At 74.2% G+C, this 24296-nt stretch carries 29 protein-coding genes; 13 read left to right on the forward strand and 16 right to left on the reverse strand.

All coding sequences use genetic code 11. The annotated features are described in order from the left end of the window. Positions 1–24 precede the first annotated feature (24 nt). The 4 genes from AB0G79_RS31360 to AB0G79_RS31375 all read left to right on the forward strand — a co-directional run bounded on the left by AB0G79_RS31360 (position 25) and on the right by AB0G79_RS31375 (position 4290). A complete protein-coding gene (locus AB0G79_RS31360) occupies positions 25–1584 on the forward strand; it encodes an MFS transporter (protein ID WP_360812492.1) in 1560 nt (519 codons plus the stop codon). A gap of 76 nt (positions 1585–1660) precedes the next feature. Continuing rightward, positions 1661–2332, forward strand: coding sequence for an HAD family phosphatase (locus AB0G79_RS31365; RefSeq protein ID WP_360812494.1), 672 nt, complete (start codon positions 1661–1663; stop codon positions 2330–2332). A 135-nt stretch (positions 2333–2467) separates the two neighbouring features. After that, complete coding sequence (locus tag AB0G79_RS31370) at positions 2468–3694, forward strand: galactosyltransferase-related protein (RefSeq protein ID WP_360812496.1); 1227 nt, start codon at positions 2468–2470, stop codon at positions 3692–3694. An 83-nt stretch (positions 3695–3777) separates the two neighbouring features. Continuing rightward, positions 3778–4290 carry a methylated-DNA--[protein]-cysteine S-methyltransferase gene (locus tag AB0G79_RS31375; RefSeq protein ID WP_360812498.1) on the forward strand — a complete coding sequence of 171 codons (513 nt, stop codon included), beginning with the start codon at positions 3778–3780 and terminating at the stop codon, positions 4288–4290. 36 nt (positions 4291–4326) lie between these two features. Here the strand turns inward: AB0G79_RS31375 and AB0G79_RS31380 are convergent, their stop codons facing one another. The 7 genes from AB0G79_RS31380 to AB0G79_RS31410 form a co-directional block, all read right to left on the reverse strand. Then, the gene (locus tag AB0G79_RS31380) at positions 4327–4983 is read right to left on the reverse strand and encodes an alpha/beta fold hydrolase (RefSeq protein WP_360812500.1); all 657 of its coding nucleotides are present in this window, start codon (positions 4981–4983) and stop codon (positions 4327–4329) included. A gap of 145 nt (positions 4984–5128) precedes the next feature. After that, complete coding sequence (locus tag AB0G79_RS31385) at positions 5129–5833, reverse strand: DUF6230 family protein (RefSeq protein WP_360812502.1); 705 nt, start codon at positions 5831–5833, stop codon at positions 5129–5131. Then, positions 5830–6618 (reverse strand): hypothetical protein, encoded by a 789-nt coding sequence (locus AB0G79_RS31390; protein ID WP_360812504.1) that lies wholly within the window; start codon positions 6616–6618, stop codon positions 5830–5832. The genes AB0G79_RS31385 and AB0G79_RS31390 overlap by 4 nt, the downstream gene beginning before the upstream one ends. Then, positions 6615–7088 carry a DUF6114 domain-containing protein gene (locus tag AB0G79_RS31395; RefSeq protein ID WP_360812506.1) on the reverse strand — a complete coding sequence of 158 codons (474 nt, stop codon included), beginning with the start codon at positions 7086–7088 and terminating at the stop codon, positions 6615–6617. The genes AB0G79_RS31390 and AB0G79_RS31395 overlap by 4 nt, the downstream gene beginning before the upstream one ends. Next, positions 7082–7861 (reverse strand): DUF6230 family protein, encoded by a 780-nt coding sequence (locus tag AB0G79_RS31400; protein WP_360812508.1) that lies wholly within the window; start codon positions 7859–7861, stop codon positions 7082–7084. The genes AB0G79_RS31395 and AB0G79_RS31400 overlap by 7 nt, the downstream gene beginning before the upstream one ends. Then, positions 7858–8301 carry a DUF6114 domain-containing protein gene (locus AB0G79_RS31405; protein ID WP_360812510.1) on the reverse strand — a complete coding sequence of 148 codons (444 nt, stop codon included), beginning with the start codon at positions 8299–8301 and terminating at the stop codon, positions 7858–7860. Before AB0G79_RS31405 ends, AB0G79_RS31400 begins: the two co-directional genes overlap by 4 nt. 168 nt (positions 8302–8469) lie before the next feature. After that, positions 8470–9150 (reverse strand): cholesterol esterase, encoded by a 681-nt coding sequence (locus AB0G79_RS31410; protein WP_360812514.1) that lies wholly within the window; start codon positions 9148–9150, stop codon positions 8470–8472. A 136-nt stretch (positions 9151–9286) separates the two neighbouring features. Between AB0G79_RS31410 and AB0G79_RS31415 the strand changes: the two genes are divergently transcribed. Continuing rightward, on the forward strand, positions 9287–9913 hold the full coding sequence (locus AB0G79_RS31415; RefSeq protein ID WP_360812516.1) for a TetR family transcriptional regulator: 627 nt from the start codon (positions 9287–9289) through the stop codon (positions 9911–9913). A gap of 9 nt (positions 9914–9922) precedes the next feature. Here AB0G79_RS31415 and lepB read toward each other — a convergent pair whose 3' ends face one another. Together lepB and AB0G79_RS31425 are read right to left on the reverse strand one after the other, a co-directional pair. Then, the gene (gene lepB, locus AB0G79_RS31420) at positions 9923–10549 is read right to left on the reverse strand and encodes a signal peptidase I (RefSeq protein ID WP_360812518.1); all 627 of its coding nucleotides are present in this window, start codon (positions 10547–10549) and stop codon (positions 9923–9925) included. A gap of 257 nt (positions 10550–10806) precedes the next feature. After that, complete coding sequence (locus AB0G79_RS31425; protein ID WP_360812520.1) at positions 10807–11826, reverse strand: AraC family transcriptional regulator; 1020 nt, start codon at positions 11824–11826, stop codon at positions 10807–10809. A 215-nt stretch (positions 11827–12041) separates the two neighbouring features. Between AB0G79_RS31425 and AB0G79_RS31430 the strand changes: the two genes are divergently transcribed. After that, positions 12042–12467, forward strand: coding sequence for a Rieske (2Fe-2S) protein (locus tag AB0G79_RS31430; RefSeq protein ID WP_360812522.1), 426 nt, complete (start codon positions 12042–12044; stop codon positions 12465–12467). Here the strand turns inward: AB0G79_RS31430 and AB0G79_RS31435 are convergent. Then, on the reverse strand, positions 12454–13188 hold the full coding sequence (locus AB0G79_RS31435; RefSeq protein ID WP_360812524.1) for a cysteine hydrolase: 735 nt from the start codon (positions 13186–13188) through the stop codon (positions 12454–12456). The genes AB0G79_RS31430 and AB0G79_RS31435 overlap by 14 nt on opposite strands. Positions 13189–13337: 149 nt before the next feature. Between AB0G79_RS31435 and AB0G79_RS31440 the strand changes: the two genes are divergently transcribed. Further along, positions 13338–13796 carry a pyridoxamine 5'-phosphate oxidase family protein gene (locus AB0G79_RS31440; RefSeq protein ID WP_360812526.1) on the forward strand — a complete coding sequence of 153 codons (459 nt, stop codon included), beginning with the start codon at positions 13338–13340 and terminating at the stop codon, positions 13794–13796. Between the two features lie 64 nt (positions 13797–13860). On the opposite strand, the gene AB0G79_RS31445 is transcribed toward AB0G79_RS31440, so the two are convergent. Then, on the reverse strand, positions 13861–14799 hold the full coding sequence (locus AB0G79_RS31445; protein WP_360812528.1) for a LysR family transcriptional regulator: 939 nt from the start codon (positions 14797–14799) through the stop codon (positions 13861–13863). A gap of 73 nt (positions 14800–14872) precedes the next feature. Between AB0G79_RS31445 and AB0G79_RS31450 the strand changes: the two genes are divergently transcribed. Continuing rightward, a complete protein-coding gene (locus tag AB0G79_RS31450) occupies positions 14873–16000 on the forward strand; it encodes a DMT family transporter (protein ID WP_360812530.1) in 1128 nt (375 codons plus the stop codon). Positions 16001–16081: 81 nt separating this feature from the next. On the opposite strand, the gene AB0G79_RS31455 is transcribed toward AB0G79_RS31450, so the two are convergent. Continuing rightward, complete coding sequence (locus AB0G79_RS31455) at positions 16082–17416, reverse strand: aminotransferase class I/II-fold pyridoxal phosphate-dependent enzyme (protein WP_360812532.1); 1335 nt, start codon at positions 17414–17416, stop codon at positions 16082–16084. A 37-nt stretch (positions 17417–17453) separates the two neighbouring features. Here AB0G79_RS31455 and AB0G79_RS31460 point away from each other — a divergent pair, with 37 nt between their 5' ends. Beyond that, on the forward strand, positions 17454–18152 hold the full coding sequence (locus tag AB0G79_RS31460; protein WP_360812534.1) for a pyridoxamine 5'-phosphate oxidase family protein: 699 nt from the start codon (positions 17454–17456) through the stop codon (positions 18150–18152). A gap of 59 nt (positions 18153–18211) precedes the next feature. Beyond that, positions 18212–18856, forward strand: coding sequence for an FMN-binding negative transcriptional regulator (locus AB0G79_RS31465; RefSeq protein ID WP_360812536.1), 645 nt, complete (start codon positions 18212–18214; stop codon positions 18854–18856). 23 nt (positions 18857–18879) lie between these two features. Here AB0G79_RS31465 and AB0G79_RS31470 read toward each other — a convergent pair whose 3' ends face one another. From AB0G79_RS31470 to AB0G79_RS31480, 3 genes are all read right to left on the reverse strand, one after another. Next, positions 18880–19854: an EamA family transporter gene (locus AB0G79_RS31470; protein ID WP_360812538.1), complete on the reverse strand. Its 975-nt coding sequence runs from the start codon at positions 19852–19854 to the stop codon at positions 18880–18882. Positions 19855–20031: 177 nt separating this feature from the next. Further along, entirely contained in the window at positions 20032–21105 is a 1074-nt protein-coding gene (locus AB0G79_RS31475) for an EamA family transporter (RefSeq protein ID WP_360812540.1), read from the reverse strand. 41 nt (positions 21106–21146) lie between these two features. Then, entirely contained in the window at positions 21147–21602 is a 456-nt protein-coding gene (locus AB0G79_RS31480) for a Clp protease N-terminal domain-containing protein (RefSeq protein ID WP_360812542.1), read from the reverse strand. 382 nt (positions 21603–21984) lie between these two features. Between AB0G79_RS31480 and AB0G79_RS31485 the strand changes: the two genes are divergently transcribed. Then, entirely contained in the window at positions 21985–22209 is a 225-nt protein-coding gene (locus AB0G79_RS31485; RefSeq protein ID WP_360812544.1) for a hypothetical protein, read from the forward strand. 68 nt (positions 22210–22277) lie between these two features. Next, positions 22278–22706 carry an SRPBCC family protein gene (locus AB0G79_RS31490; protein WP_360812546.1) on the forward strand — a complete coding sequence of 143 codons (429 nt, stop codon included), beginning with the start codon at positions 22278–22280 and terminating at the stop codon, positions 22704–22706. A gap of 93 nt (positions 22707–22799) precedes the next feature. On the opposite strand, the gene AB0G79_RS31495 is transcribed toward AB0G79_RS31490, so the two are convergent. Further along, positions 22800–23423 carry a PadR family transcriptional regulator gene (locus AB0G79_RS31495; RefSeq protein WP_360812548.1) on the reverse strand — a complete coding sequence of 208 codons (624 nt, stop codon included), beginning with the start codon at positions 23421–23423 and terminating at the stop codon, positions 22800–22802. Between the two features lie 171 nt (positions 23424–23594). Between AB0G79_RS31495 and AB0G79_RS31500 the strand changes: the two genes are divergently transcribed. Next, positions 23595–24275: a class I SAM-dependent methyltransferase gene (locus AB0G79_RS31500; RefSeq protein ID WP_360812550.1), complete on the forward strand. Its 681-nt coding sequence runs from the start codon at positions 23595–23597 to the stop codon at positions 24273–24275. Positions 24276–24296: the final 21 nt, after the last annotated feature.

The following is a 24296-nucleotide window of genomic DNA, read 5'->3' on the forward strand; positions in this document are numbered from 1 at the left end:
CAGGGAAGGCAGAGGGGAGACACCGTGCAAGCCACCACCGCGGGACGAGCGGGAACGGGCGGCATCGCGCTGCTGGTCCTGCTGATCGGCCAGGCGATGGCCAACATCGACCTGGCGATCGTCAACCTCGCCGCGCCCGCCGTCAGCGCCGACCTCGACGTGAGCAGCTCCGAGCTCACGCTGATGGTCACGTCGTACGCGCTCTGCTCCGCCGTGCTCATCGCCCCCGCAGCCCGGCTCGGCGAGCGGCACGGCGTGCGCCGGGTCTACCTGTGGGGCCTGGCCCTGTTCACCCTCGCCTCGCTCGCCTGCGGCCTCGCCACCGGATCCACCGCCCTCATAGCCGGGCGCTGCCTGCAAGGCGCGGCGACCTCCCTGATGACCACCCAGGTCCTGGTCGGCATCCACCGCTGGTTCACCGGCCCCACCCGCGCCCGCGCGCTCGGGTGGAACGCCCTGACGCTGTCCGGCGGGGCGGCGCTGGGCCAGGTCCTCGGCGGGACGCTCGTCTCCGCCGACCTGTTCGGCACCGGCTGGCGGGCCGTCTTCCTGCTCAACGTGCCCATCGGCGGCCTGATCCTGCTGCTCGGCCTCGCGCTCCTCCCGCACGACCGGCCGACCGACGCGGCCGGCGCGACCGACGGAGACGGAAGCGGAGGCGGAAGCACCGCGGACGCCGGCGCGCGTGCCGGCAGGGCCCGCGGCGAGAACGACGTCCCCGGAGCCGTGCTGCTCGCCGCCGCCACCCTCGCCGTCCTCATCCCGCTCAGCGTGGACGGTCCCGCCTGGCTCTGGATCCTGCTCGCCGCCGCCGTTCCGCTCTCGGCCCTCCTGGTCCGTACGGAGCGGGGGGTCATCGCCCGAGGCGGCAAGCCCGCGCTCGACCTCCGCCCGCTCAGCGCCCCGACCGTCCGCTGGGCACTCAGCGCCTACGCCGGGACGACGCTGACCTACATCGCCATGCTCTACCTGCTCTCCCTCCACCTCCAGGAGCAGCTGCGACTCCCCGCCTGGCAGGCCGGTCTCGTCCCTCTCGGCTGGGTCCTCGCCTTCGGTCTCGCGGGACCCGTCCTGGGCCGTTCCCCGCAGACCGTCGCCCGCCTGCTCCCCGTCATCGGCTGCGTCCTCCTCACCTCCGCGTACGGGCTCGCGCCCGTGGTCCCCACCGGGTCCGGCACCGGCATCTGGCCGCTCACCGCCGTCCTCTGCGTCGGCGGCTTCGGCCTCGGCCTCACCCACACGTCCCTGCTCAACCTGCTCACCACCGCCGTCCCGCCGCGCTTCGCCGCGACCCTCAGCGGCACGGTGAACACCCTGTCCACAGTCGTCGGCGTCACCGGCGTCGCCCTGTTCGGCGCGGCCTACCCGTGGCTCGGCCGAAGCGACTGGGCCGGGCCCACCACCGCCTGGGCCCTGACCTGCGCGGGACTCGCCCTCGTCAGCGCGCTCTGCGCGGTCGCCGCGCTGCGCGCGGTCACCACGGCACCCGACCCGGCGGAGAGCCAGGACCAGGCCGGTGCAACCGACCAGCCCGAACCGGTGTTCACCACCAAGGAGGGCCCCGGCCGCCCCACCGACGGCTGACACCTCACCCTCCACGCGCACCGCACCACGCACCACGCACCACGCACCACGGACGAACCACGAAGGGCAACCCGCCATGACCGAGACCGAGCTCCACTCCCTCCAGGCCAAGGCCGCGCTGTTCGACCTCGACGGCACCCTCGTCGCCACCGAGCACCGCAGCCGCGCCGCCTGGACCCGTCTCTTCACCAGCCACGGCCTGCCCTGCGACGACGCGCTCCTCGCCACCTTCGTCGGACGGCGCGGCCAGGAGGCCCTCGCCGACCACGTCCACCGCTTTCCCGGCCACACCGTGGACGAACTCTTCGAGGAGGCCTGCGGCTACCTGATGGGCCCGGACAGCCCGCCGCCGTTCGCCGTGCCCGGCGCCGCCGAGCTCCTCGCCGACCTCCGCGACCGGGGCGTCCCGCTGGCCGTCGTCACCTCCGGCCTGCGCGCCCACGCCACCGAGCTGCTGGAGCACGTCGGCGGCGCGGGTCTCTTCCAGGTCATCGTCACCGCCGAGGACGTCAGCGTCGGCAAGCCCGACCCGCAGGGCTACCTGGCCGCCTGCGAGGCCCTCGGGGTCCACCCCGCCGACGGCATCGCCTTCGAGGACGCCCCGGCCGGCATCAGGGCCGCGCAGTCCGCCGCGCTGCGGTGCGTCGCCCTCACCACCACCCACGCCGAGGCCGACCTCGCCCACGCCGACCTGGTGCTGCCCGACCTCACCGGCGTGCGCTGGGCCCGGACCGCCGACGGCAGCTGACCTCCCTCCACCAATCCGCCACCGCGCCACCCCCACGGGTCCCGCCCCGCGCCCCGCCCGCACCGCGCGCCTGCCCGTACCCGTACACCCGCCCGTACCCGTACACCCGCCCGACACCGCTGGGGAGAGGACACCATGTCCGCCGCCCGTCCGTCCGATCCCGCCGTGCTGGCCACCGCCGCCACCAGCAGCCTGGTCCTGATCCACGACCCGGTCTCCCGCTCGGTCGCCCCCGACTACTGGGAGTGGGCCGCCGACGCCCACCAGGCGACCGCGAACGCGGTCACGGCCCTCTCCGACGAGCGGACGAAGACCGCGGCCGGCCGGCTGGCCGCCGACCCCGCCGACGACGGAGCCGCCGGGGAGCTCACCGCCGCGCTCACCGAGCTCCTGCGCCGCCCCGACGGCGAGGACGAGGCGGTCGACGCGCTGCGCGCCCGCGCCGCCCGCACCGAGTCGCTGTCCCGGCTGCTCGTCCAGCCCGGTGCGCCCGACCGGCGGGCGACGACCCCCGACACCCCGGACACCGCCGCCCTGCTCGCCGCCCTCGCGCGCAAGCCGCACGGCGGTGCGCACCCGGTGGACGCCGCGATCGTCATCCCGTTCCGCGCACCGGACGACGCCACCGGCCGCGTCCGCAACCTGGCGGCCGTGCTCAACGCGCTCGCCGACCAGTCCCACCCCCGTGACCGCTATCGGGTCGTCGTGGTGGAGAGCGACGAACGGCCGCGCTGGCGCGAGGTGTTCGCCGACGCCTGCGACGCGTACGTGTTCGCACCCGACCCCGGCCGGTTCAACAAGTCCTGGACGGTGAACGTCGGCGTCGTGCACGGCGCCCGCCCCGCCGAGCTCGTCTGCGTCCTGGACGGCGACATCCTCGTCGACCGGGACTTCGTCAGCCGCGCCGTCGAGCGGTTCGGGCAGCCGGGTACGCAGGCGCACTGGCCGTTCGAGGACATGCTCTTCCTCGACGCCGCCTCCAGCGCCGAAGCGGTGCGGACGAGATGTCTCGACGCCGCCCCGGACCCCGGCCAGGACCGGCTGCGCGGTGTCCGGCTGCGCCGGCCCCCGGGCGGCTGCGTCTGGCTCCGCGAGGACCTGTTCACCCGTATCGGCGGGATGGACGAGCGGTTCTGCGGCTGGGGCGGCGAGGACCAGGACTTCGTGTGGCGGGCCGAGCGGTACGGCCCGATGGACCGCCACCGCGACCCGGTCGTCCACCTCCACCACGACCGCGCCGCCCACCGCGGCGACGACGGCGTCCCCTTCTACGAGGAGGTGGAGCGCGCCGGATTCTGCAGCTGGCCCTGCGACTCCGACTTCGGCCGTCTCGACAAGAACGCCTCCGTCGCCACTCCCTGAGGAGCAGCCACCCCCTGAAGCCCCAAGAGCCCCTAGGCTCAACCGACGCGACCCGACCGCACCGACCCGAGGACCGGCCCACCATGGACGTCAGACACACCGTCATCCCCACGGACCTCGGCCCCGTCACCGTCGTGGCACGCGACCGGGCCCTCGTCGGCCTGTACTTCGCCGAGCACACCCGCCGGCCCGCCGACGAGACCTTCGGCCCCCGCGTCGACCTCGACGAGGACCCCCTCCTCGCCGAGGCTGCCAGGCAGCTCCGCGCCTACCTCGCCGGGGACCGCCTCGACTTCGACCTGCCGCTCGCGCCCGCCGGGGACGGCTTCCAGCACGCCGTGTGGAAGATCGTCGCCGCCGTCCCGCGCGGCGAGACCACCACGTACGGGGCCATCGCCCGCGGCCTGGGCGACCCCAAGCTCGCCCAGCGCGTCGGCCAGGCCGTCGGAGCCAACCCGCTCTGCGTGTACGTGCCCTGCCACCGGGTCGTCGGCGCGGACGGCTCCCTCACGGGGTACGCGGGCGGGCTCGCCCGCAAGCGGGCCCTGCTCGACCTGGAGGAGCCGTCGGCGGAGGACGCCTCGCGTCTCTTCTGACCGCCTGTGCACAGCTTCCAGGCGCCCTGGCACTCCTCAGCCGTGCGACAGGAGCGAGGCAGTCAGCTCCGCCGCACGGCGGTGCCACAGGTCGGCTCCCCGCAGCATCGCGTGGCCGCCGCTCGGCATCGGGATGCCCGCGGCGTCCACCCCCGCCGCCCTGGCCCTGCGGACGAAGTCCCAGGAGTCGCGGGCCGAGGTGACCCGGTCGGTCTCGTCGTGGAGCACGTACAGCCGTCGTCCGTCGAGGTGGTCCACCGGTTCGTCGGGCGGGCACCAGGGTGCGAGGGCGACGACGCCGCGGACGGCCGGGGCGCCGGCGGCACGGAGCGCGGCGCGTCCGCCCATGGAATGGCCCACGAGGACGACGGGGACGGGCCCCGCCCGCTCCCGCAGCGTGGCGAGGGCGGACACGGCGTCCCGGGCGGCGTCGGCACGCGGGCCGTTCCAGCCGCGGTGCCGGTAGCGCACCTCGGCGACGAGCACGTTCCTGCCCCGGACGGCGCGCGTCACGGCGGAGGCGAAGGGCCGCATGCGTAGGGCGGGCAGGTTGAGCGCGGGCGGCGGCTCGGGCCCGTCGGCGCGCCCTCCGTGAAGCAGGAGGACCGCCGCGGCGGGCACTGCGGGCGCACTGCGGACGACCAGGCGCGCGTGGGCCGCCCCGCGGGCCGTGTGTCCGAGACACTGCGCCATCAAGGCCTCCCACTCGCTCGCCGTTTCCCCGGACGCGAGGCCGCCCCCTGACGCCGGGTCGACCACCGTGAAGGGCGAAGTCTGCCAGGTCGTACCGAACATCAGGTAGGCCCGCACCGAAGGAACTCGCACGGTCACGCACCCCTCACGGTGTGCCGGGCGTGCCCGTGGGATCGGCCGGTGCCGGGCAGGCCACCGTGCCCGGCTTCACCGAGAGCTTGAGCTTCGGCGTGGCGAGCAGGCCGGGGATCTGGAAGTCCTGGGCTGTGCCGACGATCCGGTCGAACTTGGCGTACCGCGCCTGGATGCCGAAACGGTGCTGCGGGCTGTTCAGCGGGTTGACGACGTACGCCCCCGAAGCGTCCTTGACGGTCTTCACGTCGGCGCCGTTGACGTTGAGGTCGACGATCCCGTCCATGTCGAGGACGCCGGTGGCGGTCCGCAGGTCGAGGACGGTGTTCTGCGTCCGGATCTCCCAGGAACCCGGATTGTCGTCGCCGAGGGTCAGCATCAGCGTGTACGTGGCTCCCGCGATCTGCTGCCGCTGACTCAGGCACAGCCCGTTGATCACCCCGTCCGCGAAGCCCATGCGCAGGACCCGCACGACGCCGGTGGAGCCGTCGGGCCGTACGACGTTCTGGTCGACGACGGCGGCGCCGTACTGCGTCCCGTACAGGCTGCTGGTGGTGAAGTCGACGGGCCTGTCCTGGATCCGGAGGCCGACGGCCAGCGCGCCGCTCGCCATCGCGGAGGCGATCCCGCCCGCCACCAGGAGGGCGGGCACGGCGACGGCGAGCGAGCGGCGCCAGTGGGTGCGGCCCTCGACGGGGGTCGGGTTCTCGCGGTTCATGGCATGGTCACCGAGATGGTTCCGGGAAGGTGGACGGGGTTGTCGGTGGAGTTCAGGGCCGCGTGGTCGTCGACCGTGCGGATCGCGTAGATGTCGCCGACGAAGTCCTCGGCCCCGGCGGTGAGCGGGATGAGGGAGCCGAAGAAGTCGAGCAGTCCCTGGACCCCGCAGATCTTGAGGAGGACCCGGACGCAGACGTTGGTGATGTTCCCCCACATCGTGGTCGTCTCCGGTTTGCCCTCGCTGTCGTAGCCGCCGAGCGAGCCCTCGCCCGGCACGTCGATGGTGACGGTGTGCCCGGCCGCCGACCGCTGGGTCACGTTCATGTGCGAGCGGATCTTGAGCTTGGTGAAGGTGTACTGGGTCGTCGTGCGCGTCGTCCCGTCGGAGAGCCGGATGGTGACGTTCTTGTCCACGGTCATGGACACGGCGACCATGCTGTCGATGGTGACGTGCAGCGGGTCGGGCGCGGGCAGGAAGGGCACGCCGAGCGGCTCGACCGCGGCCGCCGAGCGGGCGGCGGCGCTGCTCGGCTGCCCGGACCAGACGGCGGTGGCGACGGCGAGCACGAGGGCGGCGGCGACGGCCACCGCCTTGCGCCGCGCCCCGCGCGCCCCGCCGGCCCGTCCCTCGGCCCGCGCCCCGGCCCGTCCCTCGGCCCGCGCCCCGGCCCGTCCGTCGACCCGCGCCCCGGCCCGTCCGTCGACCCGCGCCCCGGCCCGTCCCTCGGCCCGCGCCCCGGCCCGTCCGTCGACCCGCGTCCCGACCCGCGCCCCGCGCCTCATCCCTCCACCGCCGCTCGGCCGCGCGGCCGCTTCGCTCCCCAGCCGACCATCATGGAGCCCCCGAGGATGCCGAGGGTCATGCCGAGCAGGAAGCCCCCGAGGTTGGAGACGACGAGCGAGACGACGGCGAGGACGGCCCCGATGAGCCCGAAGGTGAAGCGCTGCCCGGGCAGCGCCATCGGGATCAGACCGCAGAGGATCATCCCGCCGCCGACGAGGTACCCCGCCACTCCCCCGAAACCGGTGCTCACGATCAACTGGAGCGAGCTGAGGGAGAACTTGAGGACGGTCCACCCTCCGGCGACCATCCACACCCCGCCCCAGAACGGCCGGGTCCGCCGGAAGGCCGTGAACCACCTGAACCCGGCCCTGAGGGCATGGCCCCGGAGGGCGCCGGTGCGGAAGGCGCCGGTGCGGAGGTCGCCGTTCCGGACCGCCCCGGCCGACCCCCTCGCCCCGTGGCTCAGCACGCCGTGGCCGTTCCCGCGACGACCCTGATCTTCAGGTCGGGAAGGACGAGCGCCCCGGCCATCTCGGCGTCGTACGCCGTCGCGTTCAGGCCGTGCAGGTTGATGGAGCTGCCGCCCTCACCGCCCGCCGAGCCGAGCCCGAACCCGCCGGGCAGCGCGCCCGTGAGCGGCTTCCCGGCCACGGTGACCTGGTCGGCGGACTGGCCGAGCACCGCGTTCTGCAGGGTCGTCGGCCCGTACGCCTGGAGTTCGGTGGCCTGGATGTAGAGGTTCGAGGCGTCGATGTCGGTGGTGAACGAGGCGGGCGGGGTGGCCGTCACCTTCTGGCCGCCGGTGAGGAGGAGCGAGTACGGCACTCCGGCGATCGTCTGGTGCACGATCCCGCACAGCCCGGCGAGCCCGGCACTCGCGAATCCGACGCGGGCCATCGCCGTGTTGGTGGTCGTGGTGCCGTCAGGGCGCCCGACGGCGGGGGTGTTGACGATGGCGCCGAAGCCGGATCCCCGGACCCCGTTGGAGGTGAGGGTGAAGGGCTGGCCGGTGACGCTGAAGTTGGCGGCGAGGGCGCCCTGCGCCAGGGCCGTACCGAGGACGCCGACGGCGAGCGCCGAGGGGACGAAGGCCAGCGCGCCGCGTCCCCAACGGGTGCCGCGCCGGGTCCCGTCGCCCGCCTCGGCGAGCATCCGGGTGTTCCACTCCGTCGCGAGGCGGGCGCCGTGCGCGGGCACCCGGGCCACGCGCCCCACCCGCTTGAGGTTCTTCGGGCCCTTCACGCCGTTCCCCTCCCCAGACGCACGCGGCGGCGGCCGACCGGCTTCTCGGGCAGCCAGGCGAAGGCCATCGAGCCGCCGAGGACGGAGAGGGCCATGCCGACGAACAGGCCGCCGAGGTTCGACAGCGGGAACGAGGCGACCCCCGCGATCACGGCGATGACGCCGGCCGTGTGGCGCTGGCTGGGCAGCAGGAGGACGAGGAGGGCCATCGCCATGAGGACGACTCCGCCGGCCATGCCCGCGATGCCTCCGACGCCGACCTGGAGGATCTTGCCGAGCGGTGCCATCGGCAGGAAGAAGATGACGAATCCGCCGAGGGCGGTCCAGACGGCCGCCCAGAACGGCCTGGTACGGCGCCAGTTGCGGAAGGCCAGGCGCGCGCGGCGCACAGCCGAGGTGGACGACGGCGCCGGTGGCGGCGGCGGCGGTTCAGCGGTCATGAGAGGCCTCGCAGTCGGCGGGTTCGAAGGCGGGTGCAAGGAGCGGAAGAACAGAAGAGCGGACGAAGGACGGAACGGCGGAACGGAGGAGGAGCGGAGAAGGAGCGGAGCCGGAGATCCGCGCCCCCGAGGGGACGCGGACCTCCGTCCCGGTCTGCCGAGCGGGTGTCAGCAGGGCTTGTCGCCGTGCTGGATGGCGATCGCGAGGTCCGGCAGGGTGATCGCGCCGGAGATCGTGGCGCCGTTGGCGTCGGCGTTGAGGTTCTTGATGTCGGTACGGCCACCGGTGGCGTCGAGGCCGAACTGGCCCGGGGTGCCGTCGGTGATGCCGGTCCCCTTGATGGCGGCGCCGTCGGCGGCGGCACCGATCACGTTCGGGGTGGCGTCGCTCGCGTTGAGCGTGGCGGTGGCCGCCCTGAGCGCCTGGGCGTCGAGCACGAGCTTGTTCGCCTGGAGCCCGGCCCCGGCGACCAGCTGATCGCTGGTCAGCGGGGTCGCCGCCGCCGGCGAGGAGATGTTCAGCGACCAGGTGCCGAGGCTGCCGATCACCGGAAGGTTGACCGACTGGGTGGCGTGGACGCAGATGCCGTCGAGGCCGGCCTTGGCGATGCCGACCTCGGCGGCGCCCTTCGCGCCGCCCGCGTCGATGGTGTGCATGACCGCGCCGATGCCCTGCGACGCCGCCACGGTCTTGGAGCTGAGGGTGAACGGGACGCTCGTCAGCGAGAGGTTCGCGGCGAGCGCGCCCTGCACCATCGCCGTGGCCATCGCCGCCACGGCGGCCGTGGCGGGGAGGGCGAGGAAGGTGGATCTGCGCCAGCGGGTGACGCCTCGGGTCTCGTGCTGCATGGGAGGTCTCCAACCGTCGTGCCGCAGTGGCCTAATGACACTTTGCGGCTGCCTGTTCGAGAATTGGACACTCTCACAAGAACTGTCAACGCTTCTGACAATCCTCGGGAGAATTCCCCTGGTCTAGGCTTGGCCGATGCCACGCTTCAGGGAGACGGTCCGGACACTGCTGCGCGAACGCCTGCTGGACGCCGCGTACGAGGCCGTCGCCGAGCGCGGCTTCGACAAGCTGCGCATGGCGCACCTGGCGAGCGCGGTCGGCGTGAGCCGTCAGACGCTGTACTCCGAGTTCGCCTCGAAGGAAGCGGTCGGCGAGGCCCTGTTCCAGCGCGAGTTGGAGCGCTGCCTCGTCGGCATCCAGGAAGGCCTCGACGCGCACCGGGACGACCTGCGCGCGGCCGTCGAGGCGGCGGTCGGCTTCACACTTCGGCTGGCCGGCCGCAATCCCCTGATCCGGTCGATGCTGACGAGTACCGGCGACGACGGGCTGCTCCCCTACCTCACCACCCGTTCGGCCGCTGCCTTCGCCACCGCGACCGCGATGGCCGACGCGTACGTCACGGAGGCGTGGCCGGGCGTGGACCCGGTCGCGCGCGAACTGGCCGTCGACGCGGCGGTCCGGCTGACCGCCAGCCACATCGTCCAGGCGACCTCCTCGCCCGAGGAGTCGGCACGGAGGATCGCGGACACGGTGCTCCGGGTCGCCCTGAGCACGGGCCACGAGAACCAGGTCCGGAACGCGGGCCCGTCCCAGGCCTCATAGGCGGAAGGACTACGGCCCCGGCCCGGGCCCCGCACCCGCCCCGCCCCCGTCCTCCAGTACGGGCCGCCCGCCGAGCCCCGGCGAGGCGGAGAACGGGTACGCCCGCAGGCCGACCCTGCCCTCGACCCGGTCGAGTCGGCCCCAGCCGTACGCCCGGGAGTCGTCCGACAGGTCGGGGTTGTCGCCGAGATAGAAGAACGAACCCTCGGGCACGGTCCGCAGTTCGGCCCGCGACGACCGGGCTCCGTCGGGCCCGCAGCAGGCGCCCGTACGGTGCGCCTGCTCGGCCCACTGACCCGCCACCACCCGGCGGACGGGCCCCTTCCCCCCTTCCTGGAGGAGGACGTCGAAGGGCCGGTCGGGCGTGGAGACGATGCCGACGCGGTCGCCCGGCAGCGCGATCACCCGCTTCACGAGCAGCGCGTCCCTCCCGGTCGCCCGGAGCAGGACGACGTCGAAGCGCCGCGCCTCGCCCGCCGAACCGGGGGCGACGAGCACCCGGTCGCCCTCGTGGAGGGTGGGCGCCATGCTCGTACCGTCGACGCGGACGCCGAGAGAGGTGACGGCCACACCGGCGAGGAGACAGAACAGGACTCCGGTGCCGAGGACGGCACCGACGGCACGGCGCGCGTTCACGGCCGGGCGGTGGGGTCCGGGGGCCGCGCGACGGCGCCGGACCGGTCGATTGCGGTCATGGCGGGACGGTAGGACGGGCGGTGGGCGGCGACCGTGACCGTACCGCTCAGAGTTGTTGACCGGGAGGTCTCGACGGAGGTCCCGCGCGAGGTGCCGGCCCGGGGCGGTCCCGCGCAAGGTGCCACCCCGGGACCCGCGCGAGGCCCCACCCCGGGGCCGTCCCGCGCGAGGTGCCGCCCCTGGTACCGCCCGAGGTCTCACCCGCCCCGCGCCTGGAAGGCGCGCGGCGTCTCCCCCGTCCACCGCCGGAACGCCCGGTGGAACGCGCTGGGTTCGGAGAAGCCGAGCTGCCGCGAGAGGCGCTCGATGGAGACCCGGCCGCCCGTGAGCGCGGCGATGGCGTGGTCGCGCCGGACCTGGTCGCGCACGCGCTGGTACGTGGTGCCCTCGGCGGCCAACCGGCGCCGGAGCGTCTGCGGGCTGACGGACAGCCGCTCGGCGAGCTGCTCGGGCGTCGGCACCGGCGCCACCGGCAGGGAGGCCCCGATCAGGTGCCGTACGCGGCCCGTGACCGTGCTCGTCCCGCCGTGGTCGGCGCAGACGAGGAGGGCGACGGGGGCGCGACGGAGGAGGATCCCGAGGGCGGCCGCGTCCCGCAGGACGGGTTCGTCGAGGTCGGCCCGGTCGAAGACGGCGGCGGTGCGGGCGGCGCCGAAGACGCAGGGGGCGCCGAACAGCAGGGCGTACTCCTGCGCGTGGCGCGGCTCGGGGTAGGTGAACTCGACGCGGCGCAGCCCGATCCGGCGCCGGATGAGCCAGCCGGCGAAGCGGTGGGCGACGAGCACGGTGGACTCCGCTCCGAAGCGGAGGGGATCGTCGTAGCCGGTGACGTCGAACTCCATCCGGGCCTCGTCGCCGCCGGGCGGCTCGACGAGGCGGAAGCGCGGCCCGGAGGGGAAGAGGGAGTAGAAGGCCTCGCCGCGGCGGAGCGCCTGCCTCAGGTCGCGGCTGCCGTGGACGACGGCGTGGCCCATCATCGCGAAGGTGCCGAGCTTGCTCGGCGTGCCGCCGAAGCCGATGAGTTCGTCGTCGAGGGCGGTCCAGAGCATCCTGACGAGCTGCCCGAACTGCTCGGCGGGGACGCGCGCGTGCTCGCCGTCGAGGACGTCGGAGTGCAGCCCGGCGCGGGCGAGCAGCGGCTCCGCGGGAACGCCGCCCCGCTCGGCTCCGAGCAGCGCCGCCCGTACGTGGTGAACGCTGACCGACCTCGTCGGCATGCGCGTCGCCTCCGTTCCCGCCCCGTCACGAGATTGACACTTACCTCGCAGAGTGTCCAGGATCCGACACTCTACTCGGAACTGTAAGGCCCCCGAAGCGACGAACCTGTGAACGGGGCACAGGTCACCCCCGTACCGTCGACTCGCGGCACGACGCATCAGGACGGCAGGCCGCACGGCAACACACCGGCGTACGAGGGAAAGAGGGGCAGTACATGAGCGGAGTGGCACGCAGGACGGTGGTCGCGGCGGCGGGTGCCGCGGGCCTCACGGCGGCGCTCGCGGCGTGCGGGAGCGAGGGCGGCGAGGGCGGCGACAGCAAGGACCGGGTCCAGGAGGGCGGGGAGCAGACGCCCGCGACGCTGGCCCTCACCGGGGACATCCCGGTGGGCGGCGGCAAGGTCCTCGCCGACAAGGGGGTGGTGATCACCCAGCCCAGGGCCGGTGAGTTCAAGGCGTACTCGTCGAAGTGCACCCACGCGGGATGCGCGGTCAGCGCCGTCAAGGACGGGGTGATCATCTGCCCGTGCCACCAGAGCCACTTCGACGCGTCGGACGGCAGCGTGAAGTCCGGACCGGCGACGGCGCCCCTGCCGCCGACGCCGATCCAGGTACAGGGCGAGAAGATCAGCTTCGGCTGACGCCCTCGGCACCCCCGCCGCCCGCACCGCCCCCGCCGCCCGCACCGCCCTCGACGCCCGCCGCCCCCACGGCACGGCGCCGGGGAGCTTTCCAGCACCCCAGCACCTCGTCGGTGGTGGTGACGGTCGCGACGAGGGCGAGGGTGTTCCGGATCATGGCGGGGGTGTAGTCGGCCGGCACCCCCGCGATGGCGTCGCCGGGCACGACGACCGTGTAGCCGTGGTTCACGGCGTCGAAGACGGCGTTCGGCACGGCGACGTTGGCGGAGACCCCGGTCACGATCAGGGTGCGGCAGCCGAGGTTGCGCAGCAGCGCGTCGACGTCGGTGCCGGCGATCGGCGAGAGCCCGTGCAGGCGCCGGACGACGAGGTCCTCGTCGGCGACGACGATCGGTTCGGCGATCCGCACGGCGGTACTGCCGCTGTGCTGCTGCACGGGAAGCCGCGCGGCGGCGTGGAAGAGCCGCGCGTTGGCGTTGGCGCCGCGCCCGTCGGGGCGCCGCTCGGCGACGGCGTGGATCACCTGGACGCCGGCCCCGTGGGCCGCGTCGACCAGTCGCGCCACGTTGCGCAGAGCGCCCGACGCGCGTGCCACGGCGGCGAGTTCGGGGAGGGCGCTCTCCGGGCCCACGACACCCCGCTGGCATTCGACGGTGAGCAGGACGACACCCCCGTCCGGACGGATCGACTCCGCGAGCCACTCCTTGGCACGTGATCCCATACCCTCCCCTTTCTCCACACTTCGGCACGACCCCTCGGCCCCGCCCTTGCCCTTCGCCCCGCCCTTGCCCTTGCCCTTGCCCTTGCACACGGACGCGGGGCACCCCATGCTTTCTGACGTCCCGTCAGAAATCCAGAAGGGTGCGGACGATGACCGTCGCACAGCGCCGTGGGCGCCGGATCATGATGACCCCTGCCGAGATCGACGCCTTCCTCGCGGAACAGCGCACCTGCCGGGTCGCGACGGTGTCGGCCGACGGCCGCCCTCACCTCAGCGCGCTCTGGTTCGCCTGGGACGGCACCTCCCTGTGGCTGTACTCGATCACCCGCAGCCGCCGCTGGGCGGAACTGCGCGCGAACCCCACGATCGCCGTCGTGGTGGACGCGGGCGAGGAGTACGGCGAACTGCGGGGCGTGGAGCTCGCGGGCACGGTGGAGTTCGTCGGCGAGGCACCGCGCACGGGCCTGCCGTGCCCCGAACTGGAGGCGCCCGAACAGCTCTTCGCGGCGAAGAACTTCGGCATGGAATCCATGCCGCACGACGGCAGGCACGCGTGGATGCGCCTGACGCCGGAGGCGGTCACGTCCTGGGACTTCCGCAAGATCTGACGGGCGACGGGGCACCCGTACACCCATACACCCGTCCACCCGTCCACCCGTACACCCGTACGGCTCAGGCCGCGCCGGCGACCCCCGGCACGGCCTGTCCGGCGCCCGGCACCGCCTCGGCGGCGGCCCGCAGGGCGCTGACGACGGCCCGCACGGAGGGGCGCCGCCCGGCGTCGGTGCGCCAGGTGGCGTAGATGTGCCGCCGCATCGTCTGCCGCACGGGAACGAACACCACGCCCTCCGGCAGCGGGCGGCCGAGGCGGGGCGTGACACACACCCCGAGCCCCGCCGCGACGAGCGCGAGCTGCGTGTGGTGCTCCCCGGCGAGGTGCCCGATGCGCGGCTCGATGCCCTGGGAGCGGAGCGTGAACATCAGCCAGTCGTGGCAGAACTCGCCCTCGGGCCAGGAGACCCACTCCTCCTCGGCGAAGTCCACCAGGTCCACCGTCTCGCGCCCTGCCAGGCGGTGACCGACGGGGAGGGCCACGTCGGCGGAGTCGTCGAGGAGATGGGCGCGTTCGAGCCCGCCGGGAACGGGGGCGCGCTTGTTGCTCCAGTCCAGGACGATCGCGAGGTCGGCATCGCCGCGGAGCACCGCGCGCACCCCGGGATCGGGCTCCAGCTCGGTGGTGCGGACGAGCAGGTCGGGGTGGGCGGCGCGGAGGGAGGCGAGCGCGCCGGGGATGAGGCCGCGGGCGGCGGTCGGGAAGGCGGCGAGGCGCACCTCCCCGACCACCTGGCCACGCTGGGCCTCGATGTCGGCCTGGGCCAGCTCGACCTGGGACAGGATGCGGGCGGCGTGCTGGGCGAGCAGCAGGCCGGCGTCGGTGAGCCGGACGCCGCGGCCGTTCTTGGCGAGGAGCTGCTGCCCGACCTCGCGCTCCAGCTTGGAGAGCTGCTGGGAGACGGCGGAGGTGGTGACGTGGAGCCCGTCGGCGGCGCCGCTGACGGAGCCGTGCCGGGCGACGGCGTCGAGGGTGCGCAGGCGCTCCAGGTTCAACATGTAAGCAATGCTAAGGCAAGGGGTCGAGGAATTCTCGCTTGTCCTACGAGATCGCCGCGCCCACCCTGAACACATGAGCCGCCCCGCACCCCTCCCTCCCCGCCTCCTCGACTGGCGGGTCCGCTTCGGCGCCCTTTCCCTCATCTGGGGGTTCAGCTTCCTCCTCATCAAGGTCGGCACGGAGGGGTTCGCGCCCCTCCAGGTGACGTTCGGGCGGCTCCTGTTCGGTACGGCGGTGCTGGCCGTCGCGATCGCGGTGAAGCGCGACCGCCTGCCGCGCGGAGCGCGGGTATGGGCCCATCTGTCCGTCGCGGCCCTCCTCCTGAACGCCCTCCCGTTCGCGCTCTTCGCGTACGCCGAACTCACCGTCCCGTCCACCCTGGCGGGCATCTGCAACGCGACGACCCCGCTGTGGGGCATGGCGCTCTCCCTCGTGGCCCTCTCGGAGGACCGCCCGACGAGAATCCGCGCGGCCGGCCTGGGCCTCGGCTTCATGGGCGTCCTGACGGTCCTCGGCGCGTGGCAGGGCTTCTCGGGCCTGGACGTGACGGGCACGGCGCTGGCGCTGCTCGCGTCGTTCAGTTACGCGGTGGGCTGGGTCTACGTCCGCAGGACGCTGAGCGGCTCGGGAACGTCGAACCTGGCGCTCGCGGGCTCCCAGGTGGGCCTGGCGACCCTCCAACTGGCCGCGGTGACCCCCTTCTTCACCACCGTGCCGCACGGCGTCCCCCTCCTCCCCCTGCTCTCCGTGGTGGCCCTCGGCGCCCTGGGCACGGGCTGCGCGATGCTGCTCCAGTACGGCCTGGTGGCGGAGGTCGGCCCGACGACGGCGGCGATGGTCACGTACTTCATCCCGGTGATCGCGACGGCGGCGGGCGTGGCCCTCCTCGGCGAGCACCTGACGTGGAACACGCCGGTGGGCGCGGCGGTGATCCTGACGGGCGCGGCCCTGACCCGGACGAGACCACGCCCGCGCGGCACCCAGAAGGCGTCGCCGCCCGACCGCAGGCCGTCGCCGCCCCCCGGCGTGGGCAGTCGTCCCGCTGGGCCGCGGTCCCCCCTGCTCGAAGAGCTTGGGCACGGGTGGGCACACGGAGCGGCGCCCTCAGCGGCGCCTCCGCACCCCGCGCCCGGACCGGCACCCGCACCAGGACCCGCAGCGCACCGCACCTGTAGCGCGGGTGCAGGCACGGACGCCTAGGCCCGGCAGGGGACGCGGGCTCGGTGTGCGCACCCGCCCCAGCGGAGGGCGGGCGCGGCCCGCGAGACGACGAGCCGCCCCCTACCCCCAGCTCCGCGCCACCCCCACCCCCGCCGCCCCCGCAGCCGCCTCCCCCAGCGCCTCCACGTCCTCCACCGCGAGCCCGGACACCGTGAGCCGTACCGCCGGCCCCGTCTCCATCCGGAACCGCGCCCCCGGCGCCACCGCCCAGCCGGCCGCGAGCAGCCGTGCCACGGCGCCCGTCTCGTCGGCGACCGGCACCCAGACGTTCATGCCGCTCCGCCCGTGCGCCACGACACCCCGCCGCGCGAGCTCCCGTACGAGCGCGTCGCGCCGTTCCCCGTACGACGACGCGACCGCCGCCGGGTCCACCGCACCGGTGGCCCAGAGGTGCGCGACGGTTCCCTGGAGGAGCCGGCTGACCCACCCGGGCCCGAGCCGCTGCCGCCCGAGGACCCGGTCCACGCTCTCCGCGTCGCCGGTGAAGGCGGCGACGCGCAGGTCGGGCCCGTACGCCTTGGCGACGGACCGGACGAGCATCCAACGGTCGGTGACCCCGGCGAGCGAGTGGAGCGGCTGGGCGACGATGCCGTGCCCGTGGTCGTCGTCGACGACGAGGACGTCCCGGTGCGCGGCGAGCACCCGCCGCAGCTCCCGCGCCCGCGCCTCGCCCACGCACGCCCCGGTGGGGTTCTGCGCCCGGTCGGTGACGATCACCGCCCGCGCCCCGTCCCGCCGGATCGCCCGCTCGATCTCCTCCGGCAGGACCCCGTCGTCGTCCACCGCGACGGGCACGGGCCGGAGCCCGAGCGCCGGTACGAGGTCGAGCAGGCTCCCCCATCCGGGATCCTCGACGGCGACCGCGTCTCCGGGCCGCAGATGCGCGACGAGCAGCCGCTCGATGGCGTCGCAGGATCCGGAGGCCGCTCCGACGGGCCCACCGGGCACCCCGTCCGCGTCGAACGCGGCCCGCGCGAGCCGCGCGAACTCCTCGTCGACGGGCGCCTCCCCGTACATGCCGGGCCGCTCCGCGTAGCGCCGGGCGACGGCCGCGAAGGCCTCGTCGAGCGGCGGCAGGAGCGCCGGATCGGGGTTGCCGTTGCTGATGTCCCGTACCCCCGCGGGCGCGTGGACCCGGATGGAGCCGCGCGCGGTCGTGGCGGGCCGCGGCCGGACGCGACTGCCGCGCCGCCCGTCCGTCTCGATCACCCCGCGCTCCCGCAGGGTGCGGTACGCGGCGGCGACGGTATTGGGGTTGACCCCGAGCGTCGCCGCCAACTCCCGCATGGGCGGTAGTAGTTGCCCGGGCTCCAGGGCGCCGAGACCCACCCCGCGCTCCACGCTGGCGGCAATGTCCGATGCGCGACGACCTTCGATCCGATACTCTCCTAGCACAAACCACAGTATGCACTAGTGCAATAAGGAGAGCAACATGACCGCCACCACCGCCGACGCACCCGCGGCCGACGCGCCCGCCTCCTACACCCCCACCGACCGCACCACCCCCACCCGCAAGCGCGCCAGAGCCTCCTACGACAAGGACCTCGTCCACGGGATACTCGACACCGCCTACGTCTGCCACCTCGGCTTCGTCCGCGACGGCGCCCCCGTCGTCCTCCCCACCCTCTTCGCCCGCGTCGACGACCGCCTGTACGTCCACGGCTCCACCGGCTCGCGCCCCCTCCGCGCCGCCGGCGACGGCGTCGAGTCCCCCGGTCTCCCCGTCTGCCTCACGGTGACCCACGTCGACGGCCTCGTCCTCGCGCGCTCGGCGATGCACCACTCCCTCAACTACCGCTCGGTGGTCGTCCACGGCACCGCCCACCAGGTCACCGACCCCGAGGAGCTGCGCACCGCCCTCGACGCGCTCGTCGACCACGTCGTCCCTGGCCGCTCGGCCGACTCCCGCCCCGCGAACGCCAAGGAGCTCGCCGCGACCGCCGTGATCCGGCTCGACCTGGACGAGGTCTCGGCGAAGGTCCGCGCCGGCGGCCCGAACGACGACGCAGAGGACCTCGCGCTCCCCCACTGGACCGGCGTCGTCCCCGTACGGACGGCCTACGGCACCCCCGTCCCGGCCGACGACCTGGACCCGGCCGTCCCCCTCCCCGCCTACCTCGCCGCCCTCTGACCGCGACGACCCCTCCCCCTCCCCCTTCCTCCCCCTTCCTCCGAGACAGAGAGACCCCGATGCTGATCCACCCCTGGGACGCGGCCCACGACGAGGGCGAGTGGCGAGACTGGCTGGACCGCCACGACTTCGGCCAGCTCGCGGTCAACGGCCTTGCCGGCGAGCCGCCGTGGGTGCAGCCGATCCACTTCCGGTACGAGGCGGGGCCCGGCCCGTACGGCCGTGCGCTGACCCACCTCGCCCGCCCGAACCCGCTCTGGCGGGCGCTCGAAGCGAACCCGACGGTGCTCCTGAGCGTGGTCGACGACCACGTGTACGTCCCCGGCCCGTGGTCGGCTCCCGAGGGCGCCCCGCCCGAGCACGGCACCCCGACCTCGTACTACGCGGCCGTGCAACTGCGCTGCACGGCCCGCGTGGTGGACGACCCGGCGGAGAAGGCGGAGCTGCTCAACCTCCAGGTCGACCACTTCCAGCCGGACGGCGGGACCGCCCCGGTCGCCCCGGGCCAGGCCCCCTTCGGCCGCCTCCTGCCGGGCATCCGGGTCCTGGACCTGGCCGTGACGGAGGTGCGGGCGAAGTTCAAGTACGCGGGCAACAAGCCGCAGGACGTCCAGGACCGCATCGGCGCCCGGCTCGTCGAGCGCGCGGGCCCGGGCGACCTGGCCGCCCGCTCCCACCAGCTCCGCCGCCGTACGGCCGACTGAGCGGGCACCGCCGAGCAGCCGGCCTACACCGCCACAGCAGCCTCCCGCCCACCGTCGCCGGCGCCTTCCCTCCCCCTCGTCTCCGCGAAGGCGAGCCCCAGCACGGCGGCGAGCAGGAGCAGCGTGCCGAGGACGATCGCGGCCGTGAGGCGCTCGCCGAGGAGCGCGACGGCGATCAGGGCCGCGCTCACCGGTTCGAGGAGCATGATCACGGAGACGGTGGCGGCCCGTACGACGGCCGCCCCGGCGAAGTAGAGGGCGTAGGCGAGGGCGGTCGGTACGGCCGCCACGTACACGAACAGCAGCACGACCCGCACCGGCGACGCCGTGTGCGGGACGAGTCCCTCGGCCGCCGCGAAGGGCAGCAGGCCGACCGCGCCGACGGCGAAGGCCCAGGTGGTGGTGGCGAGGGCGTCCGCACGGCCGCCGTCGCGGCCGAGCCACCGGGTGAGCAGGGTGATCGCCGCGTACCCGGCGGCCGAGACGACCGCGAGGACCACGCCGAGCGGCCGTACCTCCGCCGCCCCGCCGCCCAGGACGAGGACGACGAGTCCGGCGAGCGCACCGGTGACGGCGAGGAGGCCACCGCGCCCGATCCGCTCCCCCATCGTGATCCGGGCGCCGACGGCGATGAGCACGGGGCCCGCGCCGAGGGTGACGACGGTGCCGACGGCGAGTCCGGTGGCCTGGACGGCGGCGAAGTAGGCGCTCTGGAAGACGGTCAGCCCGATCCCGGTGCCGAGGATGCGCGCCGCGCGCCGGCCGCGGGATTCCGCGACGGTACGGGCCCGGCCGCGCCGGGACCGCACGGCCAGCGCGGCGAGCAGCAGCGCGAGGCCGCCGACGCAGCGCCAGAAGGAGAGGGCGAGCGGGCCCGTGTCGCTGACGCGGAAGATCAGTGAGGCCGCGGCACCGGCGGTGCCCCAGGCGATCCCGGCGACGACGAGGAAGAGGAGGCTCCGCCCGACGGACAGGGCGGGTCCCGAAGAGTTCGACACGTGTGTGCTCCGTGGAAGACAGGGGTGGAGGGTGGTGGTCGCTGGCTCCGCGCGGACAGCGACGAACCGCCCGGGTGGCGTGAAACGGCCCACCCGGGCCCGGTCTTCGTCAGGAAGTGTCGCCGCGCGCGCTAGGCGGCGGGCGGCGGAAGCACGGTCTTCTGCATGCGCGCCAGCTTAGGAGCGGGTCCGTCCGGCCGACAACCCGGTATCGCCCGCCTCGGAGAGGTCCGCCGCCGACCCGGCCACCGGCGCGACCGACCCGGTCGCAGGCTGGGACGGCCCGGCCGCCGATGCGGTCACCGCCCCGGCCGCCGACCCCGCGACCGGCTCCACCGCCGCCGCCTTCGGCGTCGACGACTGCGCGATGAACGCGCCGACGAGGACCAGCGCGCCGCCGAGGATCTGCGGCGCGTCCAGGTGCTCGCCGAGCAGCACCCAGGCGAGGACGGTCGCGACGACCGCCTCCAGGCAGGCCACGACACCCGCGACCTGCGGGGAGAGCCTGCGCACCGAGACGACACCGGTGACGTACGCGAGGACGGTCGCGATCAGGACGAAGTACCCGATCAGCAGCCACGCGGGGACGCTGGTGCCGTTCAAGTCGGCGCGACCGCCGAGGACCGCCCAGTCCATGCCCCACGGCCGGGCCACGACCGTGAGGACGAGGGCGCCGATGAGGAGCCCGTACGCGATGACGCCGATCGGGTCGGCCTGCTCGGCCTCGCCCGCGCCCTGGTCGGAGAGGACGAAGTAGCCGACCTGGCAGCAGGCGGCGGCGAGCGCGAGCAGCAGCCCGACGAGGTCGAAGCTCAGCCCGGACCAGACCTGGACGACGCAGGCGAGTCCGCCGACGGCCAGGACGACGCCGACGGCGGCGGCGCGGGTGACCGGACGGCGCTGGACGAAGCGGACCCAGCCGAGGACGAGGGCCGGGGCGAGGTACTCGATGAGCAGGGCGACCCCGACGGGGATCCGGGAGATCGAGGCGAAGTAGAAGGCCTGGACACCGGCGACGGCGAGGAGGCCGAATCCCACGAGGAGGGCGGGTTTGCGGCGCAGGAGGTCCCGGTGGCGCCAGGCCACGGGAAGCATGACGAGCGCGGCGCCCGCGACGCGCAGCCACACCACGTGAAGCGGGTCGAGCCCCGCCTCGATGAGCGGCTTGGCCGCCACTCCTGAACCACCGAATGCGAAGGCCGATGCCAGGGCTAGTCCCAGGCCGGCGCTTCTCCCCTGAGACGCGTGCATCGGGCCATGATGACAGGACGTCGTCAGGCGCGTAACCCCCGTTACACCTGTTGAGACGGCAGCGCGGCCTTCCCGGCGACACGGGCCCCCAGGGCGGCCGGATCGACCCCGGCCCGCCGCAGCACCTCGACGGCCCTGCACCCGGGGTCACCGGCGACGACGAGGGCGAACAGATCGAGCGCGCGGACCCGCTCGGCACCGCGCCCGGCGGCCCTCAGCACGGCCCCTTCCAGGGCGGCGACGGCGAAGGGCGACCACCCGGGGACCTGGACGCCCGCCCCCTCCCCGGGCCCCTCCACCGAGCGCTGCCACCGGAGTCCGTACCCGATGGAGCGCTGGGCGAGGTAGCCGAGCACGCGGGCGAGCTGACGGTCGCCGTCGAAGACCGCGACGACGTCCGGGTCGGACTCGACGAGCGCGTGGAGGAGGTGAGCGGTGTCGATCTGCCGGTCGCCGTCCCGCAGGGCTCTCCGACGCGCGCTCGACAGCGCCACCACGAGCGAGGGCTCCAGCGGAGAGGAAGAAGCCGGGGACGGAGCCTGATACGGGGCCGGGGACGGGTACAGGGGCGGGTACGGGGCCGCAGGTGAGGACGGAGACTGGGCCGGAGACGGAAAAGCCGACTCGGCGCGGGCAAGGGACCGCCCGAGCGGCGCGGGAAGGCGGGAGTCGGGACGCTGCACCTTTCCACCTCATCAGGCCTTGGCCGCGGACACATCGGCGCCGAGAAGCATGTCCGCGTCCCACCGGGGGTGGGCACAGGCGCGCGGCGCCTCATCCTCACGGAGGAGATTCCGGCAGATCCCGTCCAGGGGCGCGAGCCGCCTTGCATTGCGCCCCCTCCGCAACCACAGGCCCGTTGCCGTTCGTCCTACGATCGTGTTCTGGATGGTGGCGCTGCTCGCGGTCGACGGGCGGCAGTACGTGTACCGGGTGTACGCACCCCGGGAGGCGCTGCCCGCCGATCTGTTCTGGGCCGCGTTCCACTGCCACGAGGAGGACGGGGCGCCGCGCGCCTCCGACAGTTTCGACTCGGCGGAGATCTGGTGGATCGGTGACGGCACGGGACCGGCCACCGCAGAACTGACGGTTCATCAGTATTGAATGTTCACGGCCACCCGGCTACGTTCCGCGACACCGGAACGAGTTGGCACGCCTGAAGGGGTGGTCGCATGGCCGAAGTCAGCGCGGAGGCACGGATCGAGGCGCCGACCGGGAAGGTCTGGGAGCGCCTCACGGACTTCTCCTCGTACGGGGAGTGGAACGCCACGCACACCAGCTTCCCGAACGGTGGCCCGGCGTCCCTGGAGGCGGGCGCCACCTTCACCGAGAACATGAAGCTGATGGGATTCCCGGCGGAGGTCCTCTGGACGGTCGAGGAGCTGGAGGCCGGACGGACCCTCGCCATCCGGGGCAAGGGCCCGATGGGCGTGATCGTCGGCACGCGCTACTCGCTGGCGGCGGACGGCGAGGCGACGACGATGCGGATCGACGGCGAGTTCACCGGTGCGGCGGTCTCGCTGATGGCGGGCAAGCTCAAGGACTCGGCGACGGCGGCGCTGACGGAGTCGCTCCGCAAGCTCGCCGGCCTGGTGGCCTGACCGCGGACTCGGTCCGCCCTGATGGCCTGACCGCGGACACGGGAGAGGGCCCCGCGACACGACGTCGCGGGGCCCTCTCCCGTACTCCCGATCTCAGCCCTCGTCGGCAAGGATCAGGTACAGCTTCTTCCGGGCGTCGTTGATCACGCCCACGGCCTTCTGCCGCTGCTCGGCGGTGCCGGTCTTCCAGACCTGCCCGAACGCCTCCATCAGGCCGAAGCCGGCCTGCCGGATCTCGTTCACCGCCTCCCAGTCCACCCCGCGCCCGGCCTCTTCCCAAGGAGCCTCGGGCCCCTGCTCGGCCTCGGCGCGCCCGGCGTCGGTGAGGGTGAACAGCTTCTTGCCACCCTCGCTCGCGCTGGTGATCAGCCCCTCGTCCTCCAGCATCTGGAGGGTCGGGTAGACCGAGCCGGGGCTGGGCTTCCAGGCCCCGTCGCTCCGCTCCCCGATCTCGCGGATCATCTCGTAACCGTGCATCGGGCGGTCCTTCAGGAGCGCCAGGATCGACGCGCGCACGTCACCGCGCCGCGCCCTCCCCCGGCCGCCACCGCGGCCTCGCCCGCCGAACCCCGGCCCGAAGGGGCCGGGCCCGAACCCGCCGGGCCCGAACGGCCCGAACGCGGCCCGGCGCCCTTCGAATCCCCCACGAGGTCCGGGGCCGCAGGCCCCACGACCGGCTCCGTGTCCGTTTCCGTACTCGTGTCCATGTGAACGCATCGCAACGCTCCTCTCTCGAAAGTCATCGTTGAACTGTCGCGATGCGTCAACGATATATCGGAACTGTTCGTCGAGCAAGAAACCGAGCCCACATGCCCCCGTGGGACGGCCGTTTTGCCAGAGCGGCAACAGGAGTGGCGCGACCGGGGCACGGTCAACGACGTTGGGCCCATGACCGACAACATCGCGGCGGAATCGCCTGCACCCGCCACTCCCCTGCCCGGCGACGGATACGTCGGAGACCCCGCCGTACGGGCGGAGTGGGACCAGCGGTACTCCGACCGCCACCAGCTGTGGAGCGGGCAGCCCAACGGCGCGCTCGTGGCCGAGGTCGCCGGGCTCACCCCCGGGCGGGTGCTCGACGTCGGCTGCGGCGAGGGCGCGGACGCCGTCTGGCTCGCCCGCGGCGGCTGGGACGTGACCGCGCTCGAGGTCTCGGGCGTGGCGCTGGAGCGGGCGGCCGGGCACGCGCGGGACGCGGGCGTCGACGTCCGCTGGGTCCACGCGGGGCTGGCGGAAGCGGCGCTCCCACCGGCCTCCTTCGACCTGGTCTCCGCGCAGTATCCGGCGCTGCTGCGCACCCCCGACGCCGCGGCCGAGCGGGCGCTGCTCGCGGCCGTCGCGCCCGGCGGCGTGCTGCTGCTCGTCCACCACGCCGGGATGGAGACGCAGCAGGCGCACGACAGCGGCTTCGACCCCGCCGACTACGTCTGGCCCTCGATGGTGGCCGCCCTGCTCACCGACGCCTGGGAGGTGGAGGCGGACGAACAGCGCCCCCGCGTGGCGCCCGAAGGCGGTGCCGGCGCGCACCACACGGACGACGTGGTGCTGCGCGCGCGACGGCTGCGCTGAGCCCCGACGCTCACGGCAGGA

It is taken from the genome of Streptomyces sp. NPDC020807 (assembly GCF_040641575.1).
Taxonomy (GTDB): Bacteria; Actinomycetota; Actinomycetes; order Streptomycetales; family Streptomycetaceae; genus Streptomyces.

What these genes read in the sequence shown, in the direction of transcription:
- AB0G79_RS31445 (WP_360812528.1), bottom strand. Translation starts at nt 14,799, where the DNA reads ATGTTGAACCTGGAGCGCCTGCGCACCCTCGACGCCGTCGCCCGGCAC.
- AB0G79_RS31465 (WP_360812536.1), top strand. Translation starts at nt 18,212, where the DNA reads ATGCTGATCCACCCCTGGGACGCGGCCCACGACGAGGGCGAGTGGCGA.
- AB0G79_RS31410 (WP_360812514.1), bottom strand. Translation starts at nt 9,150, where the DNA reads ATGCAGCACGAGACCCGAGGCGTCACCCGCTGGCGCAGATCCACCTTC.
- AB0G79_RS31425 (WP_360812520.1), bottom strand. Translation starts at nt 11,826, where the DNA reads ATGCCGACGAGGTCGGTCAGCGTTCACCACGTACGGGCGGCGCTGCTC.
- AB0G79_RS31490 (WP_360812546.1), top strand. Translation starts at nt 22,278, where the DNA reads ATGGCCGAAGTCAGCGCGGAGGCACGGATCGAGGCGCCGACCGGGAAG.
- AB0G79_RS31370 (WP_360812496.1), top strand. Translation starts at nt 2,468, where the DNA reads ATGTCCGCCGCCCGTCCGTCCGATCCCGCCGTGCTGGCCACCGCCGCC.
- AB0G79_RS31415 (WP_360812516.1), top strand. Translation starts at nt 9,287, where the DNA reads ATGCCACGCTTCAGGGAGACGGTCCGGACACTGCTGCGCGAACGCCTG.
- AB0G79_RS31475 (WP_360812540.1), bottom strand. Translation starts at nt 21,105, where the DNA reads ATGCACGCGTCTCAGGGGAGAAGCGCCGGCCTGGGACTAGCCCTGGCA.
- AB0G79_RS31430 (WP_360812522.1), top strand. Translation starts at nt 12,042, where the DNA reads ATGAGCGGAGTGGCACGCAGGACGGTGGTCGCGGCGGCGGGTGCCGCG.
- AB0G79_RS31450 (WP_360812530.1), top strand. Translation starts at nt 14,873, where the DNA reads ATGAGCCGCCCCGCACCCCTCCCTCCCCGCCTCCTCGACTGGCGGGTC.
- AB0G79_RS31385 (WP_360812502.1), bottom strand. Translation starts at nt 5,833, where the DNA reads ATGAACCGCGAGAACCCGACCCCCGTCGAGGGCCGCACCCACTGGCGC.
- AB0G79_RS31440 (WP_360812526.1), top strand. Translation starts at nt 13,338, where the DNA reads ATGACCGTCGCACAGCGCCGTGGGCGCCGGATCATGATGACCCCTGCC.
- AB0G79_RS31460 (WP_360812534.1), top strand. Translation starts at nt 17,454, where the DNA reads ATGACCGCCACCACCGCCGACGCACCCGCGGCCGACGCGCCCGCCTCC.
- AB0G79_RS31435 (WP_360812524.1), bottom strand. Translation starts at nt 13,188, where the DNA reads ATGGGATCACGTGCCAAGGAGTGGCTCGCGGAGTCGATCCGTCCGGAC.
- AB0G79_RS31375 (WP_360812498.1), top strand. Translation starts at nt 3,778, where the DNA reads ATGGACGTCAGACACACCGTCATCCCCACGGACCTCGGCCCCGTCACC.
- AB0G79_RS31405 (WP_360812510.1), bottom strand. Translation starts at nt 8,301, where the DNA reads ATGACCGCTGAACCGCCGCCGCCGCCACCGGCGCCGTCGTCCACCTCG.
- AB0G79_RS31495 (WP_360812548.1), bottom strand. Translation starts at nt 23,423, where the DNA reads ATGCGTTCACATGGACACGAGTACGGAAACGGACACGGAGCCGGTCGT.
- AB0G79_RS31390 (WP_360812504.1), bottom strand. Translation starts at nt 6,618, where the DNA reads ATGAGGCGCGGGGCGCGGGTCGGGACGCGGGTCGACGGACGGGCCGGG.
- AB0G79_RS31500 (WP_360812550.1), top strand. Translation starts at nt 23,595, where the DNA reads ATGACCGACAACATCGCGGCGGAATCGCCTGCACCCGCCACTCCCCTG.
- AB0G79_RS31380 (WP_360812500.1), bottom strand. Translation starts at nt 4,983, where the DNA reads ATGGCGCAGTGTCTCGGACACACGGCCCGCGGGGCGGCCCACGCGCGC.
- AB0G79_RS31365 (WP_360812494.1), top strand. Translation starts at nt 1,661, where the DNA reads ATGACCGAGACCGAGCTCCACTCCCTCCAGGCCAAGGCCGCGCTGTTC.